Here is a 16,647-nt window from a genome sequence, read left to right as displayed (position 1 = left end):
GCCAACATCGTGGTTATCGGTCGGTACACTAGCGCATTGCCACTGAACGCCTCAAACGCATGAGCGACATCGCATGAGTCACGACATCCTGGTTCTCTATTACAGCCGCAGTGGCCACACTGCGCAGCTCGCGCGGCTGATCGCCCGCGGCATCGAAGAAGTGTCGGGCATGCGCGCGCGACTGCGCCAGGTACCGCCAGTGGCGGCGGTGACCGAGATCGCGCAACCGCCCGAGCCGGAGGACGGCGCGCCCTACGCGACCAAACAGGATCTGCTCGATTGCATTGGCTTGGCGATGGGCAGCCCGACGCGTTTCGGCAACATGGCTGCGCCGCTCAAGTTCTTTATTGATTCGACCGGCGCCGAATGGGCCAGCGGCGCACTGGTCGGCAAACCTGCGGTGCTTTTCACCTCGACCAGCACGATGCACGGGGGCCAGGAAAGCACGCTGTTGTCGATGGCGCTGCCGCTGCTCCATCACGGCATGCTGCTGCTCGGCCTGCCTTACACCGAGGCTGCGCTTACTGCGACGCAAAGTGGCGGCACGCCATACGGCGTCAGTCACGTTGCCGGCGCCAAGGGCGACAACGCGATCAGCGAACACGAACGCGAACTTGCGCGTGCACTCGGTCGTCGTCTCGCCGACACCGCGCGCCGACTGGCGCTGAATTCGTGAGGCGAACGCTGCCAAAAGAACAACGCGCAGGATTGTTCGCGTGGGCCGCGCTCACGGCGCTGCAGCTCGCGTGGTATGCATGGTTATTTCCGCCCCAGCAAATGCCGCTGTGGCTGGTGCTCGTCATCACCGTCGTACCCTTGTTGCTTCCATTGCTGGCGATCCGCGATGCGCGTCGCGCGCTGCTGTGGGTCGGCATCCTCAGCCTGTTCTATTTCTGCCACGGCATCGCCGAAGCATGGAGCTCGCCGACCGAACGCTGGCTGGCGCTGATCGAGGTCGCGCTCACGTTGCTGCTGATCGGTACATTGGGCGCAGGCGTCAGACGCAAATCACGCAGCTGATCAACTGCGCTGCAATCGGCACAAGCGCAGGTTCGATGAGACGTCAACATTGCTCTGGTCGTGTTCCAGATTGCTGCGAATGGTGCTGCAATCCGTGAGCTTCGCACCGGGCAGCCACTGCTTCAACATCGCAAGATATTCGCCGGCATCGTCGCGCAGCAGTGCATACGTCGGACCGCGATAAGCGAGAAGACGCTCGCGCGTTGCCTGTGTGATCCCATGATTCTGCGAGCGCTTGGTGAGGTTGGTCAGCCCGAGATATTGGCTGGCCTGCGCCCGGTCGATGAAGGGAATCACATATGCCTGCGGTGCACCGACAAGCACCACCATGCTGCCCGGCTCGACGGCCGGTGCATGCACGTCGAAGGCGACATCGGCATAAGGTGCGTGACCCCAATCCGGATGGGTACTGGAGCCCGCCAGAAGCAGAAAAAGGCACAACATTGTCCATGCCGGCCAGCGCCGGGCCGAGCCATCCGCCCGTTGACTGCCAGGTAGCTCTTGTACCGCCAGCAGCATGATCAATCCGGACAACACCTCGATTGACACGGTGTAACGAAGTATCGAAAACATGCCAAGCCACAGCACATAGCCAGCCGTAACGAATATCGTGAGCAATCGTACGGCGCGTCGCTCTGTTGATGGCCTGGCACGCCTGAGCCAGGCCATCGCTGCCAATCCCACGATCGCCAGCAGCGTCAATGCGATGCGTGCATCGGCGACAGGGGACTCCGTCACGAGGCCGCTGCTCGGTCGTATCCAGTAGAACGGATAGAACAACCACTGCGCCGTACTGCGCGGAAGAAACCGGACATCCGTTCCGCTGTTGGCTGGCATCAGCGGCGAATGGAACCACTGGTTGAACATCGGGAATGTCGGATTGCCCGTGAGTTCGAACAAGGTCCAGCCCCACCAGCCGTACGTCAGCAGAAAGCCCGCGCAGGTCCCGAGTGCGAACAACGCGCTCAGTCGCCATGCCGTTGCGCGCGCTCCCAGCGCAAACAATAGAGCCAACCCGAGCGCGGGTGGATAGATCATTGCCGTGGGCTTCAACCCGACCGCCATCCCGCATAGACAGCCAGCGATCACCGCGTGTCGCCATGCTCTCGATGGAAGCTCGGCAGCACATAGCGGAAGCAGTTGATGGATGCCGGCAAGCATCAACAACGCAAGCGGCATCTCGTTTGAACTCAGGCCTGCCTGCGACATGGCCATGGTGCCGGTCGCGCCGATCAACACCGCCAGCAGATCGATCACGCCGAACGAACGGCCATGCAAACCCGAAAGACGAACGGCGATTTGCAGCAGGAAAAAAATCAGGCCGCCGTACCAGAGTCCTTGCAACGCGGCGAGCACGCGCGGCAAATGCTTCAGCACACCGGTGCCTAGCAAGTAGTACGGAAGATCCAGCAGCGGATTGAAATAAGCCTGGATGCCGGCCGCGCCGAGATCGATGTTCAGTCGATCATGCAGCAACGCCCAGCAATTGTAGAGATGATAGTTTTTCAGATCCCAGTCGGCGTCCTGGCCTTTGTATAACGAGTACAGCGCGCCGATCAGCAGGCAAACCAAGAGGATCCGGAATGTGCCGAACTTTGTTGCAGCACGCTTGCGCATCACGTGTAATCAACTGACGTGTCGGGATACGAACAACTCAGATACGCCAGGTATTTCAACTCGCGCCGTCCGAGTGTCACTGTATCCAGTACGAGTCCGCAAACGAGAAACACGCCGCCGAGCAAACCCAACGCGGCGCTGAGTATGGCGGTGGGGAAGCGCGGCACGAGTCCGGTTTCCAGATAGGTTTTCAGCAACGGTATGGATAGTCCGATCGCCAGCGCCACGCAGATCGCGCAGGCAACGGAGAAAAACGCGAATGGACGTCCATTCTTCGCCAGACGCACGATGGTCATCAGAATGCGCCAGCCATCGCGCCAGGTATGGAGCTTGCTGTGCGAGCCTTCAGGACGTGCGATGTAGCGGCTGGGCATTTCCGCCACCGGCATGTGAAGTTCCAGCGCATGCACGGCCAGTTCCGTTTCGATATCGAATCCCTGCGAGTGCGCGGGAAATGATTTGACGTAACGACGCGACATCACCCGATAGCCGGACAGCATGTCGGTAAAGCTGCGCCCGAAAATCCATCCCGTGAGTGCCGTCAGCGCGCGGTTGCCGAACTGATGTCCGCGCCGATAGGTGACTTTTTCTTCGGTGACACGACTGCCGACCACAAGGTCGAGATGTTCGTCGAGCATGTGCCTGATCAGCGCCGGCGCATCAGCCGCATCGTAGGTGGCATCGCCGTCCACCATCACATAGATATCCGCGTCGATATCGGCAAACATCCGGCGCACCACATTGCCCTTTCCGCGCAGCCGTTCGGTGCGCACTTCGGCACCGGCCTTGCGAGCTTCGGCAACGGTGTCGTCGGTGGAATGGTTGTCGAAGACAATGACCCGCGCTTGCGGAAGCTGCGCCGCGAAATCGCGCACCACGGTGCCGATCGCAACGGCTTCGTTGAAACACGGAATCAGTACTGCAACGCGTGGCGTCCAGGTCATGTCTTTTTCCCTAAGTTGACGCGACAGAATCGGCAGATTCTAGCCTTGATCGACACCGACAACGATTTGATCGACGACGCGCTTCTATACTCCGGCCACCGCACTGAGGGCCCCACCATGGCTTTCCTGCAAGACGCTCCACAACTCGCGCACCCATGGCATGCCGATCGATTGCTGCGCTCATTGATCGAGCGCGCGCTGCCAACACAACGACATGAAGCGTTGATCGCCGACCTTGCAGGGCTCGGCGACTACGCGCAGATGGCCTGGCAGCGCGCGTCCCAAAGCACACGGCGCAAACCGGTATTGACGCAGTGGGATGCGTGGGGAAAACGGGTCGACCGCATCGAGTTGACCACGGCGTGGCAGGAAGGTCCGCACATCGCCACGCAATATGCGGTGCTTGCTTCGGGACATGCCGACGGCGAATTCGCGCGGCTGGAAGAATTTGCGCGCGTGTATCTGTATCACGTCGCCAGCGAGTTCTATACCTGCCCGCTGGCGATGACCGACGGCGCTGCCACCGCGCTGAAATCCTCCGGCAACCAGGCGTTGATCGATCGCGCGCTGCCGCATTTTCTCAGTCGCGACGCATCCGGTTTCTGGCTTAGCGGCCAATGGATGACGGAGAACGCCGGCGGCTCCGACGTCGGCAACAGCGAGACCATCGCCAGGCAGGACAGCAATGGGCAATGGCGGCTGCACGGACGCAAATGGTTCAGCTCCGCCGTAGTCGGTGAGGCTGCGCTCGCTCTCGCGCGCCCTGAGGGCATGGGCGATGGCACCGCGGCGCTGGCGCTTTTCTACGTCGAGACGATGGACGGCGAGCACCGCAAACCCGGGCTGATCATCGATCGGCTGAAGGACAAACTCGGCACGCATGAACTCCCAACCGCTGAAATCCATCTCGATGGCCTGCCCGCATGGCCGTTGGGTGAATTGAGTCATGGCGTGCGGCAGGTCGCGCCGATGCTCAACGTCACGCGTACGTGGAATGCGGTTTGCGCGGTGGCCAGCATGGCGCGTGCGATCAGTTTGGCGCGCGACTACGCAAATCGTCGCCACGCATTTGGACGTCCATTGATCGAACAGCCGCTGCACGCGCAGACGCTCGCGGACATGCAGGCGGAGTTCCAAGCTGCATTCGCATTGACCTTTGAAGTTGCACATCTTCTCGGCCGCGTCGAACACGGCGCGGCGGCACCACATGAAGTCGTCCTGCTGCGCCTGCTCACGCCGCTGGCAAAACTCTGGACCGGCAAGCTTGCGATCAGGATTTGCTCCGAGGCGCTGGAGTGCTTCGGCGGCGCTGGCTACATCGAGGACACCGGCCTGCCGCAACTGCTGCGCGATGCACAGGTCTACGCGATCTGGGAAGGCACCACGAATGTGTTGTCGCTGGACAGCCTGCGCGCACTGGCCGGCGACAGCTTCGGCGCATTGCGCCGATCCATCGTGCATTGGCTGAATGACGACCGTCACACGCACGCAGCCTGCACGATCACGCAAACGATCGACGCTGCCGCGCACTGGCTCGATCAGCATGCGGCCTCACGCGACAGGCTCGAAGCAGGATCCCGTGGACTAGCCTTCACGCTGGCACGTTGCGCCGCCGCGGCGTTGCTGGCGCGCCAGGGAGCATGGTCAAGCCATCAAGGCGATCCACGCCCAGCGGCAGCGTTGCGCCGTTTCATCAGCCACGGCCTTGACCGGTTGGTCACACCCGATGCCGACAGCACTGCGTTGCTGCTGGACTGACCTTGCAGGATCGCACCCTGTGCGCGATGTTTTTCGCCATGTAACGGAAGATCATCGCGCACAGGATTCTCCTACGGAACATCACACGGGCAGCCGTTGGGGTGTCGACACACGCTAAAATGCCACGACTCCCTCTCCGGCTATCGACCATGCAGCATCTGACCATCGTCACTACCGGCGGCACGATCGACAAGATCTACTTCGACGACAAGTCGGATTACAAGATCGGCGCGCCGCAGATCGGTGAGATTCTCGGCCAGCTCGGCGTGGCGTTCGCGTTCGATGTGATTCCGATCCTGCGCAAGGACAGCCTGCACATGGGCGCGGAGGATCGCACGCTGGTGCGCTCGGCCATCGAAGCACAACCGCATCGCCATGTCCTGGTGACGCATGGCACCGACACGATGGTCGAAACCGCACGCGAGCTGGCGCACATCGAAGGCAAGGTGATCGTGCTCACAGGCGCGTTGAACCCGGCGCGTTTCCAGGGCTCGGATGCGGTGTTCAACATCGGTTGCGCCGTGGCCGCGGTGCAGACGCTGCCCGACGGCGTTTACATCACCATGAACGGTCGCGTGTGGGATCCCGCCAAGGTCCGCAAGAACCGCGACGCGAATCGATTCGAAGAAGCGAACTGATTCGATTCATGCGCGTTCTCGTCATTCGCGTTCTGGCTCACTAGCTCAGACGTCTTACCGTCATTCCGGCGCAGGCCGGAATGACGAGAGGAAAACATCGGCGACTTCGGGTTACGCCGAAAAGTTTCAAAGCATTCCTGTTTCGAGTTTCGCGGCATCCGACATCATCGAGTGGCTCCACGGCGGATCGAACACCAGATCCACGTCTGCCTCGCTGATCGTGGGGATCATCTCCAGCTTGGTGCGCGCGTCATCGACGAGAATGTCGCCCATGCCGCAACCCGGCGCCGTAAGCGTGAGCTTGACGTAGACCTTGCGATTGCCGGATTCGGTGGGCTCCAGCGTCAGGTCGTAGACGAGGCCGAGCTCCACCACGTTGACCGGGATCTCCGGATCGAACACGGTGCGCAACTGATCCCACGCGAGCTTTTCAACATCGGCATCGGTGGCGTTGGCGGGAATCTCGATCGGCGGCGGTGGCTCCTTGCCCAGCGCGTCGGCGTCGATGCCGGCAATGCGGAACAGGTTGCCTTCCACGTAGACCGTGAAGCTGCCACCCAATGCCTGCGTGATATAGCCGATCTGCCCGGCCGGCAGGTTTACCACATCGCCTTGCGGCACCATCACCGCGTTGCAGTCACGCGACAGGGTGAAAGGTTCGCTGCTCAGACTGAAACCACTCATTCCAACGCCAATCCTGTTCTTGCGGGTCGCCGAACGCCGAACCCGGGTCTTGCATTATGACGCCCGCGGATGGCGAACACCCGCTTCGTAGCTCACTTCCAGATCGGGACGCGCGGAGAAATCTCAAGATGCGGCGCACTGCGACGGGGATGGCGTCGATCGGGCTCACGCTATGATGCGCGCTTTGCCCGATGGACCCGCGCATGCACTTACCCGTTTTGCGATGCCTCTTCCGATGACTCTGCGTCGCGTGTGGACGCTGGTGTTTTCGCTGTTCAGCGCGGCCATGCTCGGGCTGGCGGCTGGCGCGGTCTGGATGGTGGCAACGCTCTATCTGCGCCATCCTCTGCCGTGGCTGGTGCTGCCGATCGGCGCACTGCTGGCCTGGACCATCCGCGCCGGGGTGCTCGCACCGGGACGCGCTGCGGCGCTGCTCTCGGCGTTCGCCGCGGCGCTGGCTTCGATCTACGTCAACGTGCTGATCGCCAGCGTGGAGATCGCCGGAAGCATGAGCATGGGTCTGGTCGATGCGATACGCATCGCGGGCATCGGCATGCTGTGGCAACTGGCGCGAGTCGCGATGCGGCCGGCGGATATCGCATGGACAGTTGCGGGCATGTTGCTCGCGGCGTGGCTCGCGCAGCGTTCGCCGCGCAAGCTCCCAGTACAACGTTGACCCGGGCGAACGACGCTCAGCTGTCGAGCGTCTTCAACTCCGATACCAGTTGCCCGGCCGCTGCCTGGCCATCGCCATAGAGCATGCGTGCGTTGTCGGCATAGAACAGCGCGTTCTCGATGCCGGCGAAACCGGTGCCCTTGCCGCGCTTGACCACGATGACGTGCTTCGCATTCGACACATCCAGGATCGGCATGCCGTAGATCGGTGAAGCCGGATCGGTTTTCGCCAGCGGATTGACCACGTCGTTCGCGCCGATCACCAGCGCCACATCGACGTTGGGAAATTCGGGATTGATATCGTCCATGTCGGCGATCAAATCGTACGGCACGCCGGCCTCGGCGAGCAGCACGTTCATGTGGCCAGGCATGCGACCGGCGACCGGGTGGATCGCGAACTTCACTTTCACGCCGCGCTCGATCAGCAGCTTGGCGAATTCCCACACCTTGTGTTGCGCCTGCGCCACGGCCATGCCGTAACCCGGCACGATCACCACGCGTTCGGCGTAAGCCATCATCACCGCTGCGTCGTTGGCGTCGATCGGTTTTTGCGCGCCGTCGATCGCCTGTGCCTCGCCACCGCTCGCGCCGAAACTTCCGAACAGCACATTGCCGATCGAACGATTCATCGCCTTGGCCATCAACTGGGTCAGCAACGTGCCGGCCGCGCCGACCACCATGCCGGCGATGATCATCGCCTCGTTGCCGAGCACGAAACCTTCGAACGCCACGGCGAGGCCGGTGAATGCGTTGTACAAGGAGATGACTACCGGCATGTCGGCGCCGCCGATCGGCAGCGTCATCATCAATCCGAACAGCAGTGCCAGCGCGAAGAACAACACGATCAGCAGCAGGCTGGCGTGCCCGCTGATCAACACGATGCCGATCACCACAGCCGCCGCCAGCAGCACTAAATTGATCACGCGCTGTCCGGCGAAAACGAAACGTTTGTCGAGCCAGCCCTGCAACTTCGCGAACGCGATCAGCGAGCCGGAAAAACTCACTGCGCCGATCAGCGCGCCGAGCACGCCAAGCGCGAGTTCGACCGGCGACAACAGCGAGATGATCGGCAGCGACGACACCGCGTTGATCGCCCAGCTTTCCGGTCGCAGTGGCGAGGTATCGGGAACGCCCGCCGGATGCAGCAGCGCGAAACTGCGCACGTAACCGATCAGCTCCACCGCGCCGATGGCCGCGGCCGCTCCGCCGCCCATGCCGTTGTAGAGCGCGACCATCTGCGGCATGTCGGTCATCGCCACGCGCTTGCCGCTCCACCACGCGGCACCGACGCCGATAACCACGGCGGCAATAATCAATTCCAGATGATGCATGTCCGGCAGGAAAAAAGTCGCCAGTACCGCCAGCAACATGCCGTAGCCGGCCCAGACGATGCCGCCGCGTGCGGTGCGCGGCGAACTCATGCGTTTCAGGCCCAGAATGAACAACAGTGCGGCGACGAAATAGCAGGCCTTGATCAGCACTGGCAACCAGCTCATCACTTGCTCTCCGCGCTGGCGCCGGCCTTGCGGGCATCGGGCTTGCTGGACTTGAACATCTCCAGCATCCGCTCGGTCACCACATAGCCGCCGGCCGCGTTGCCCGCGCCGAGCAGCACGCCGATGAAGCCCACGCTGATCTCGAACGGCGTCTGTGCGTGACCTAGCGCGATCATCGCCCCAACCAGCACAATGCCATGCACGAAGTTGGATCCCGACATCAGCGGCGTATGCAGGATCACCGGTACCCGCGCGATGATTTCATATCCGGTAAACGCCGCCAGCATGAAGATATACAGCGCCAGGAAACCGTCGATCATGAGCCCACACCCTATGAGAACCGCCCGCCAGGACGTTGTCTTGCCATCATACGGGCGACAGTCAACCCGCGCGAGCCTGCTGCGTTGATCAACGGAGTCGAACCGCTGGAGCCCGAGGATGCGCCACAGCACGAGCATGCACACTCCGAGGATGCGGAGGCTGCCGACATGAGCAGCGTGGCCGGCGCGCTCGACGCGGAATTGCTGGACGTACGCGAAACGCCCGCCACGCTCGATGCGTTTCTGGCGCAGGTGGAGCGTCGCGCATTCCGCATGGCCGAGATGCAATTGCGCCAGCGAGAAGATGCAATGGACGCCGTGCAGGACGCGATGCTGCGATTGGTAAAGCACTATCGCGACAAACCCGCGGCCGAGTGGCCGCCTTTGTTCTGGGGAATCCTGCGTCGGCGCATCGTGGACCTTCAGCGCCGTCGCAAGGTGCGTTCGATCGTAGTGGGCTGGCTTGGCGGCGGGCGCGACGACGACGGCGACGAAATGCCGGCGTGGGAGCCGCCCGATCACGGCCCCGGTCCGCTCGATCGGCTGCACGACGTGCAATCGTATGCGGATATGGCCGCAGCGGTCCGTCAGTTACCGCAGCGCCAGCGCGAAGCTTTCATGTTGCGCATGCTGGAAGGGCTCGACGTGGCGGAAACCGCGCAAGCCATGGGCTGCTCCGAAGGCAGCGTGAAAACACACCTGTCGCGCGCGATGCATCACCTGCGCGATCTACTGGAGGACTGGCGATGACGTCGCCTGAAACAAACATCGCAAGGCGCGCCCGCAAGCTCTATCGCGAGGCGAGCCAGCACGTCGATCCGGTGACCGCCGGACGGCTGCGCACAGCACGCCGCGAAGCACTTGCCTCTGCGGCACCGAAGCACAGCGCACGACGCTGGCTGATCCCCACCGGCGCGTTCGCGATGCTTGCGTTTGCCGCGCTGATGGTGTGGCAGCCGATGCCGCATCAACATCACCCTGCCGCACCGTCGGCGCAGACGGCCATCGCCATCCAGGCCAGCGCGGACACCGACAACGACCTGCCGCCGGACGCCGACAAGACCGATCCGAATCTTTATCAGGATCTCGATTTCTACGGCTGGCTCGCAGCCAACGACAGCCAGCCCACCCATCGTTGAGTCCATGACCTTCCATCGCCTTGTCCTGTCACTGATTTGCGCCACCCTGCTCGGCGGCGTCATTGCCGTGCCGCTGCATGCCCAGGATGTTTCCGGTGATCCGGTCGATCTCGGTCCGCTGCCGCAACCGCACTCTTGGCGCCAACTCACGCCGCAACAGCGTGAAGTGTTGATGCCGCTACGCGGAAAATGGGACAGCCTGCCGCCGCGCAGGCAGGCACGCATGATGAAGCGCGCCGAAGGCTGGGTGGGCCTGCCGCCGCCGGAACGCGACGAAATTCGCGAGCGCATCGCGCGCTGGCAAACCATGACGCCGGCCGAACGCCAGCAGACACGCGCGAACCAGGCCGAATTCCAGCGGCTGCCGCCCGGCGAGCGCCAGCGCCTGCACGCCGCGTTCGAGCGTTTCCGGCAGATGCCGCCGGGACAGCGTGATGAACTGATGCGTCAATGGCGCGCCATACCACCGGGACAACGCATGCGCTGGCTCAGGCAGTCCGGTCGCGCGACGCCGCCCCTCAAACCCTGACCGCACCCGGTTTAAACCCGACGGCATCAACCTTTGAAATGAACCTCGCCTGCGTGGCTCACGCAGCTTTTCGCGATCAGTTCGTCATTGAAATCCGGCTGCAACGCCGCGTCATGGACCAGAAGCTCGCAGAAGTTGTACACGTTGCGTGCGTACATTTCCGATGCATGTAGTGGCGCACCAGCCGGCAGGTTGAGCGGACCGAGGATCACCACACCTGCATGCTCCACGCGCTCGCCGGGCCGGGTCAGTTCGCAGTTGCCGCCGCCTTCGGCTGCGAGATCCACGATCAACGCACCGGGCTTCATCCCCTCGACCATGGCGCGGGTGAGAATCTTCGGAGCCGGCCTGCCCGGAACAGCTGCCGTGGTGACGATCACATCAACTGATTTCAGATGTTCGGCCAGCGCCTGCTGCTGCGACGCGCGCTCTTCTGCGGAAAGCTCGCGCGCGTAGCCGCCGCTGCCTGCCGCTGACACGCCAAGCTCGAGGAATTTCGCGCCCAGCGATTCGACCTGCTCGCGTGTTTCCGGCCGCACGTCGTAGCCCTCGGTCTGCGCGCCGAGGCGTCGCGCGGTGGCGATCGCCTGCAAGCCTGCAACACCTGCGCCGATCACCAGCACCCTGGACGGACGAATCGTGCCGGCAGCCGTCGTCAGCATCGGAAAGAATTTCGGCGATGCTTCCGCCGCAATCAGCATGGCGCGATAACCCGCCACCGCAGCCTGCGAACTCAGCACGTCCATCGCCTGCGCGCGCGTGGTTCGCGGCAGCAATTCCAGCGAGAACGCAGTGAGCTTTCGTAATGCCAGCGCAGCGACGCGAGCCGGCGCGCCATAGGGACGCAACTGCCCGACCACGATGCTGCCTTCGCGCAAACCCGCGAACACCGCGTCATCCGGCGGAAGCACGCAGGCCAGCACATCCGCCTGTGCCAGCACGCCAGCGAGATCGACAAATTCGACATCGGCATAGGCCGCGTCCGGAAAACCTGCGGCGCGTCCCGCATCGTGTTCGATCAGCACGCGCAGTCCCTTGCCACGGAATTTTTTCGCCATTTCCGGCGTGATCGCTACGCGGCGTTCACCGGCGGCGGTTTCGCGCAAGGCGGCTATGGTGATCGGCATGCTGCAACCCCCTCGAATGGTCCGGACATCTTAGCGGGAGTCGCGCCCCCGGGCTTTGATCCCGGCGACGACGGAAGAGTAAGCTGGCCCGCCGCCAGACGCGGCTCGCGTCGAATGGGGCTCTCGCCGGAGATCCCGATGCCTGTATCTGCCACCGCGTTCGACGAAATGATCCAGCTCGCACATGAAGCGCGCAACCGCGCTTACGCACCCTATTCTCACTTCTTCGTCGGCGCCGCATTGCTGACGCATGACGGTCGCCGGTTCACCGGCTGCAACGTGGAAAACGCCTCGTACGGCCTGTGCAATTGCGCCGAGCGCACCACGTTGTTCAGTGCGATCGCCGCCGGTTGCCAGCCCGGTGATTTCGCGGCCATGGCGGTTATCGGCGATTGCCCCGCACCGATCACGCCGTGCGGCGCATGTCGCCAGGTGATGGCCGAACTTTGTGATGCGGACATGCCGGTATTGCTCGCCAACCTGCGCGGAGAAATGCAACGGACCAGCGTGTCGGAATTACTGCCCGGTTCGTTCCGTTTGCCGGCGCGCGCATGACGATTCGCGCAATGTCGATTCGCGGGCTAGCATGGAAAGTCCGATCTACCGAGTCTGTCCATGTCTGACGCCTTGTCCTTGTTGCAGCAACGCCATTCCGTACCATCGCGGCAACTCGGCGAACCGGTGCCGGACGAATCCACTTTGCGCGCCCTGCTTGAAGCGGCGATCCGTGTGCCCGACCACGGCAAGCTGGTGCCGTTCCGACTGATTCAAATGCAAGGCGAGGCAAAGTTGCGCTTCGGCGAGCGCATGACCGCGCTGGTGATTCGCAACAAGCCGGAGCTGTCTGACTCCAAGCGCGAGAAGGAACGCCTGCGCTACACCTTCGCGCCACTGGTGCTGGTCATCGTGGCCTGCATCGACGAAGAAAGCAGCGTGCCACCGATCGAGCAAACGCTGACTGCCGGCTGCGTCGCGCAGAATCTTTTGATTGGCGCATACGCCTTGGGCTTCGGCGCGCAATGGCTTACCGGCTGGGCAGCCTACGATCGCGAGGCAGCGGCCGTGCTTGGGCTCGCCAGCAATGAACACGTGGTCGGCTTCATGCATCTGGGCACACCGCAGATCGATGTGCCCGATCGTGATCGCCCGGCGCTTGATGACCTTCTCAGCACATGGACGCCATGACGGCATCTTCAGATGGACGTCCAGCCGTCCATCTGATCGACGGAAGCCTGTACGTCTTTCGCGCCTGGCATTCGATGCCGGACGAGTTCTTCGATGCGGACGATCACCCGATCAACGCCGTTCACGGCTTCACGCGATTTTTGTGCGAATTGCTCGAACGCGTGCAACCCGAACATGTGGCGGTGGCTTTCGACGCCTCGCTGACCAGCTCGTTCCGCAATGCGATTTATCCCGCGTATAAAGCCAATCGCGAGTTGCCGCCGCCGGCGCTCGAGCGGCAATTCGTGATGTGTCGTGCCATCACCGAAGCGCTCGGCATCCACGTGATGATCGACCACGCGTTCGAGGCCGATGACCTGATCGGCACTACGGTGTGGGGCCTGCGTGCGATGGGTTGGCGTAGCGTAATCGTGTCGGCGGACAAGGATTTCGGTCAGTTGCTGGGCGAGCACGACGAGCAGTGGGATTACGCGCGCAACACGCGTTGGGGCCCGCTCGGCGTGCACGAACGGCTTGGCGTGCATCCGCATCAGGTGGCCGACTACCTCGCACTCTGCGGCGATGCGGTGGACAACATTCCCGGCGTGCCCGGCATCGGCGCCAAGACCGCCGCCGCACTGCTTACTCATTTCGGGAGCCTTGATGCGCTGCTCGAACGCGTCGACGAAGTGACATTCCTGCGTCTGCGCGGTGCCGCGGCCTGCGCCGTCAAATTGCGCGAGCACGGCGAGATGGCGCGCATGTATCGCCGCCTCACGCGTATCGCGCTGGACGCGCCATCCGCCATCACACCCGATCTGTTGGTGCGCCAATCTCGCGACTCTGCGCAGCTCGATGCCATTTGCGAGCAGCTGCGCTTCGGCGCCTTCACACGCAGCCGCCTGCGCGCGCAGTTGCGCTGACGACATCGTCGAAGAAATCTCGCCGGCCGGTTGTCGCTGCCGTCGGGACAGTTCACCATGTCCGCTGAACTTTCCAACCGTGATCGCCGATGAACGATTCCAACCCGCGCATTCCCGCCGACGCCAACGCACCGGTCGAAACTCTCCACGAAGGCAAATGGTTGAGCCTGCGCAAGCGTGGACGCTGGGAATATGCAGAGCGCAACAATCCCGGTGGCGCGGTGATCATCCTGGCGGTGACGCCGCAGGACACGGTGTTGTTCGTCGAGCAATACCGCGTTTCGATCCTGCAGAACACCATCGAGATGCCTGCCGGACTCGTCGGCGATGTGCTTGAACAGGCCGACGAAGGCGCGTTGCTTGCGGCACAGCGCGAGCTCGAAGAGGAAACCGGCTACCGCTGCCAGCACGTGGAATTCGTGCATTGCGGCCCGTCTTCCTCGGGCATGAGTACCGAGATGATCACTTTCGTGCGCGCGTGGGATCTGGAAAAAGTCGGCCCAGGCGGCGGCGACGAAACCGAGAACATCGTCGTGCATGAAGTGCCACGCAGTGAAGCCGGTGGCTGGCTGTTCGCACGCGCAGCCGAAGGTTATTCGATCGACCCGAAACTGTTTGCCGGCCTGTGGTTCATCGAACACACCAACGAGCGAATCGCCACGCCGCCGTCGGCGACGAGATAAAAATCAGAGTGGGTGCGGAGTCGACGGATGTCGCCGAAGCCGCCAGATCGCCACACCGATACCGAGCAACGCGATCAGCAACCAGATGCCTGCCATGTGGCCATCGCTGCCGAGATACATCACGCTGGTGACAGCACCGACGGCCATCGAACCGATTGCGAGCGCGAGCAGTGCATCCCGTCGAGAACTGTTCAACCTGATCAGCAGGAATGCGCCAGCCGCCGCGAGCAGCACGGAAATAATTTCGCGAATCAGCACCGATTCCGGCGGTATCGGCAGATCGGGGAATTCATCGAGCAGCGATACGTCGCCGACTTCGACGTCGTAGCCTTTGCCATCGGCGGCGTCGATCGCTGGCACCAGCCGGTCGCCGTCGATGCGAGCCACCACAGTGACCGGTTGCAGCGGCACTCCGTCCCAGCTCACTCGCAAATCACCCAGACGCGGATCCTGCGGATGCGCGCTGGTCACCAGATAACCGTCGTATTCGCTGAAACTCGCGGCGAGATTCGCCGGCAGCGATTTGGGATCCGGCGCGATGCGCTCCGAGCCGGGCAGCGCGTGCAGCAGATTGCTGGATAACTTGAACCCGCCGATCTGCACCAGACCTGCTTCGAACTGCTTGCCGGCGATCGGGAAACTGCCGGGATTGGCGTGGCCGCCCGGCTGCCTGAATCGACTGGTATCGATCGGATGATCTTCCCAGTCCAGTTCGTAATGCACGTCGTCGCCAATGCGAATCTCGCGCCACTGGAACATCTCGACGTGGCGGGTGAGCAGCGGCGTGTCGGCGTGCTGGCTGAACTCCTGATCGTGCGGTGTTTCTACCACCGACGGCGTGCCAACGATTCGCGCCATGTAACCATGCTGGCCCGGTTGCGGCGACGCGTCGGCACCCAGCTCGATCAAGTCGCCGCCATGCCGGCCAACAGCTGCGTGATAATTGGACAGACCGCGCGCCGTCATGGCCGCGAGGCCGACGCCAGCGAGCACAAGCAAGGCGCCCGCGATCTGGCCGATCACGCCCGGCATCGATGTCGCTTTCGCGGTCATCATCCCGCTGCTCCGACCGACGCTGGAACGATGTCGCCGCGCAGTTCGCGTTGCTCGTCGGCCGTGCCGAAGCGGCCGTGTTCATCGCGCGTCACCCGCGCGAGTGCGCAGTCGTGGTCATGCGTGAAAAACAGGCGCACGTCACGCGATAACTTGTCTTGGAGGAAAGCGCGCTTCTCGTCGATCAATATTTCCGGAGAACGGTCGTAGCCCATCGTGATCGGCAGATGCACCCAGAAACGCCCCGGAATCAGATCGGCGCAAAACGCCACGCCACCGACTTCGGCGAGCATGAGGCCCGGCGTATGGCCGTCCGAAAAACTGAAACGAACCGACGATCCCAATGCCTGCGAATACTCGCCTTCGACGAGTTCCAGCCGTCCGCATGCTTCGAGCAGCAACTGCAATTCGTGAACGAACGAGGCACGATCACGCGGATGTGGCGCAAGCGCACGACGCCAGTGATCTGCACCGACCACGAACCGCGCATTCGGAAACAACAGCTTCGGCACCTGCCCTTCTTCCCACGCAGCAAGCAAACCACCGGCATGATCGAAATGCAGATGCGATAACACCACGACATCGATGTCCACATGCGAAAGCCCGACTTCGGCGAGCGAGTCGAGCAGTACATGCCGCTGTTCAACCACGCCATAGCGCTCGCGCATCGACGGCTCGAAGAAAGCACCGATGCCGGTTTCGAACAGCACGTTACGGCCGTCCAGATTCTTAACCAGCAAGCAACGGCACGCGAGCGGAATGCGGTTCTCGTCATCAGGCTTGATCCAGCGGGACCACAACGCTCTCGGAGCATTGCCAAACATGGCTCCGCCATCGAGCTGCTGTGAGTTACCCAGGATCGAGAACAATTCCATCG

Annotated in this window: 20 protein-coding genes; 12 read left to right on the top strand and 8 right to left on the bottom strand. The window is 62.6% G+C overall.

Annotation, left to right across the window (positions count from 1 at the left end):
* Window positions 1–73: 73 nt before the first annotated feature.
* Window positions 74–676 carry an NAD(P)H:quinone oxidoreductase gene (gene wrbA / locus GSQ73_RS06075; RefSeq protein WP_158882087.1) on the top strand — a complete coding sequence of 201 codons (603 nt, stop codon included), beginning with the start codon at window positions 74–76 and terminating at the stop codon, window positions 674–676.
* On the top strand, window positions 673–1,020 hold the full coding sequence (locus GSQ73_RS06070; RefSeq protein WP_158882085.1) for a DUF2069 domain-containing protein: 348 nt from the start codon (window positions 673–675) through the stop codon (window positions 1,018–1,020). The genes wrbA and GSQ73_RS06070 overlap by 4 nt, the downstream gene beginning before the upstream one ends.
* Here the strand turns inward: GSQ73_RS06070 and GSQ73_RS06065 are convergent, their stop codons facing one another.
* Window positions 1,021–2,592: a hypothetical protein gene (locus tag GSQ73_RS06065; protein WP_158882083.1), complete on the bottom strand. Its 1,572-nt coding sequence runs from the start codon at window positions 2,590–2,592 to the stop codon at window positions 1,021–1,023.
* A 44-nt stretch (window positions 2,593–2,636) separates the two neighbouring features.
* A complete protein-coding gene (locus GSQ73_RS06060; protein ID WP_158882081.1) occupies window positions 2,637–3,581 on the bottom strand; it encodes a glycosyltransferase family 2 protein in 945 nt (314 codons plus the stop codon).
* A gap of 117 nt (window positions 3,582–3,698) precedes the next feature.
* On the opposite strand from GSQ73_RS06060, the gene GSQ73_RS06055 reads away from it, so the two are divergent.
* Window positions 3,699–5,339 (top strand): acyl-CoA dehydrogenase family protein, encoded by a 1,641-nt coding sequence (locus GSQ73_RS06055; protein ID WP_158882079.1) that lies wholly within the window; start codon window positions 3,699–3,701, stop codon window positions 5,337–5,339.
* 149 nt (window positions 5,340–5,488) lie between these two features.
* Entirely contained in the window at window positions 5,489–5,977 is a 489-nt protein-coding gene (locus GSQ73_RS06050; protein ID WP_158882077.1) for an asparaginase domain-containing protein, read from the top strand.
* 126 nt (window positions 5,978–6,103) lie between these two features.
* Here GSQ73_RS06050 and sufT read toward each other — a convergent pair whose 3' ends face one another.
* The gene (sufT, locus tag GSQ73_RS06045; RefSeq protein WP_158882075.1) at window positions 6,104–6,661 is read right to left on the bottom strand and encodes a putative Fe-S cluster assembly protein SufT; all 558 of its coding nucleotides are present in this window, start codon (window positions 6,659–6,661) and stop codon (window positions 6,104–6,106) included.
* Window positions 6,662–6,896: 235 nt separating this feature from the next.
* Here sufT and GSQ73_RS06040 point away from each other — a divergent pair, with 235 nt between their 5' ends.
* Entirely contained in the window at window positions 6,897–7,337 is a 441-nt protein-coding gene (locus GSQ73_RS06040; RefSeq protein ID WP_158882073.1) for a hypothetical protein, read from the top strand.
* Between the two features lie 16 nt (window positions 7,338–7,353).
* Here the strand turns inward: GSQ73_RS06040 and GSQ73_RS06035 are convergent, their stop codons facing one another.
* Window positions 7,354–8,832, bottom strand: coding sequence for an NAD(P)(+) transhydrogenase (Re/Si-specific) subunit beta (locus tag GSQ73_RS06035; RefSeq protein WP_158882071.1), 1,479 nt, complete (start codon window positions 8,830–8,832; stop codon window positions 7,354–7,356).
* Window positions 8,832–9,152 carry an NAD(P) transhydrogenase subunit alpha gene (locus tag GSQ73_RS06030; protein ID WP_158882482.1) on the bottom strand — a complete coding sequence of 107 codons (321 nt, stop codon included), beginning with the start codon at window positions 9,150–9,152 and terminating at the stop codon, window positions 8,832–8,834. Before GSQ73_RS06030 ends, GSQ73_RS06035 begins: the two co-directional genes overlap by 1 nt.
* Window positions 9,153–9,320: 168 nt before the next feature.
* On the opposite strand from GSQ73_RS06030, the gene GSQ73_RS06025 reads away from it, so the two are divergent.
* Genes GSQ73_RS06025 through GSQ73_RS06015 form a run of 3 tightly spaced genes read left to right on the top strand, consistent with a single transcriptional unit; the run spans window position 9,321 to window position 10,820 of the window.
* Window positions 9,321–9,902: an RNA polymerase sigma factor gene (locus GSQ73_RS06025; RefSeq protein WP_158882069.1), complete on the top strand. Its 582-nt coding sequence runs from the start codon at window positions 9,321–9,323 to the stop codon at window positions 9,900–9,902.
* Complete coding sequence (locus GSQ73_RS06020) at window positions 9,899–10,291, top strand: hypothetical protein (protein WP_158882067.1); 393 nt, start codon at window positions 9,899–9,901, stop codon at window positions 10,289–10,291. The genes GSQ73_RS06025 and GSQ73_RS06020 overlap by 4 nt, the downstream gene beginning before the upstream one ends.
* Window positions 10,292–10,295: 4 nt before the next feature.
* Window positions 10,296–10,820, top strand: coding sequence for a DUF3106 domain-containing protein (locus GSQ73_RS06015; RefSeq protein ID WP_158882065.1), 525 nt, complete (start codon window positions 10,296–10,298; stop codon window positions 10,818–10,820).
* A 26-nt stretch (window positions 10,821–10,846) separates the two neighbouring features.
* Here GSQ73_RS06015 and GSQ73_RS06010 read toward each other — a convergent pair whose 3' ends face one another.
* A complete protein-coding gene (locus tag GSQ73_RS06010; protein ID WP_158882063.1) occupies window positions 10,847–11,947 on the bottom strand; it encodes an NAD(P) transhydrogenase subunit alpha in 1,101 nt (366 codons plus the stop codon).
* A gap of 138 nt (window positions 11,948–12,085) precedes the next feature.
* Between GSQ73_RS06010 and cdd the strand changes: the two genes are divergently transcribed.
* The 4 genes from cdd to GSQ73_RS05990 all read left to right on the top strand — a co-directional run bounded on the left by cdd (window position 12,086) and on the right by GSQ73_RS05990 (window position 14,717).
* The gene (gene cdd / locus GSQ73_RS06005; protein ID WP_158882061.1) at window positions 12,086–12,502 is read left to right on the top strand and encodes a cytidine deaminase; all 417 of its coding nucleotides are present in this window, start codon (window positions 12,086–12,088) and stop codon (window positions 12,500–12,502) included.
* Window positions 12,503–12,562: 60 nt separating this feature from the next.
* On the top strand, window positions 12,563–13,132 hold the full coding sequence (locus GSQ73_RS06000) for a nitroreductase (RefSeq protein WP_158882059.1): 570 nt from the start codon (window positions 12,563–12,565) through the stop codon (window positions 13,130–13,132).
* Entirely contained in the window at window positions 13,120–14,034 is a 915-nt protein-coding gene (locus tag GSQ73_RS05995) for a 5'-3' exonuclease H3TH domain-containing protein (protein ID WP_174236063.1), read from the top strand. The genes GSQ73_RS06000 and GSQ73_RS05995 overlap by 13 nt, the downstream gene beginning before the upstream one ends.
* An 89-nt stretch (window positions 14,035–14,123) precedes the next feature.
* A complete protein-coding gene (locus GSQ73_RS05990; RefSeq protein ID WP_158882055.1) occupies window positions 14,124–14,717 on the top strand; it encodes an NUDIX hydrolase in 594 nt (197 codons plus the stop codon).
* A gap of 3 nt (window positions 14,718–14,720) precedes the next feature.
* On the opposite strand, the gene GSQ73_RS05985 is transcribed toward GSQ73_RS05990, so the two are convergent.
* Both GSQ73_RS05985 and GSQ73_RS05980 read right to left on the bottom strand, forming a co-directional pair.
* The gene (locus tag GSQ73_RS05985) at window positions 14,721–15,773 is read right to left on the bottom strand and encodes a TMEM43 family protein (RefSeq protein WP_158882053.1); all 1,053 of its coding nucleotides are present in this window, start codon (window positions 15,771–15,773) and stop codon (window positions 14,721–14,723) included.
* The gene (locus tag GSQ73_RS05980) at window positions 15,770–16,645 is read right to left on the bottom strand and encodes an MBL fold metallo-hydrolase (protein WP_158882051.1); all 876 of its coding nucleotides are present in this window, start codon (window positions 16,643–16,645) and stop codon (window positions 15,770–15,772) included. Before GSQ73_RS05980 ends, GSQ73_RS05985 begins: the two co-directional genes overlap by 4 nt.
* Between the last annotated feature and the right edge of the window lie 2 nt (window positions 16,646–16,647).

This window comes from Rhodanobacter sp. L36 (assembly GCF_009765755.1).
In the GTDB taxonomy this organism is placed as follows: domain Bacteria; phylum Pseudomonadota; class Gammaproteobacteria; order Xanthomonadales; family Rhodanobacteraceae; genus Rhodanobacter.
This window is presented reverse-complemented; position numbering and strand designations above follow the sequence as displayed.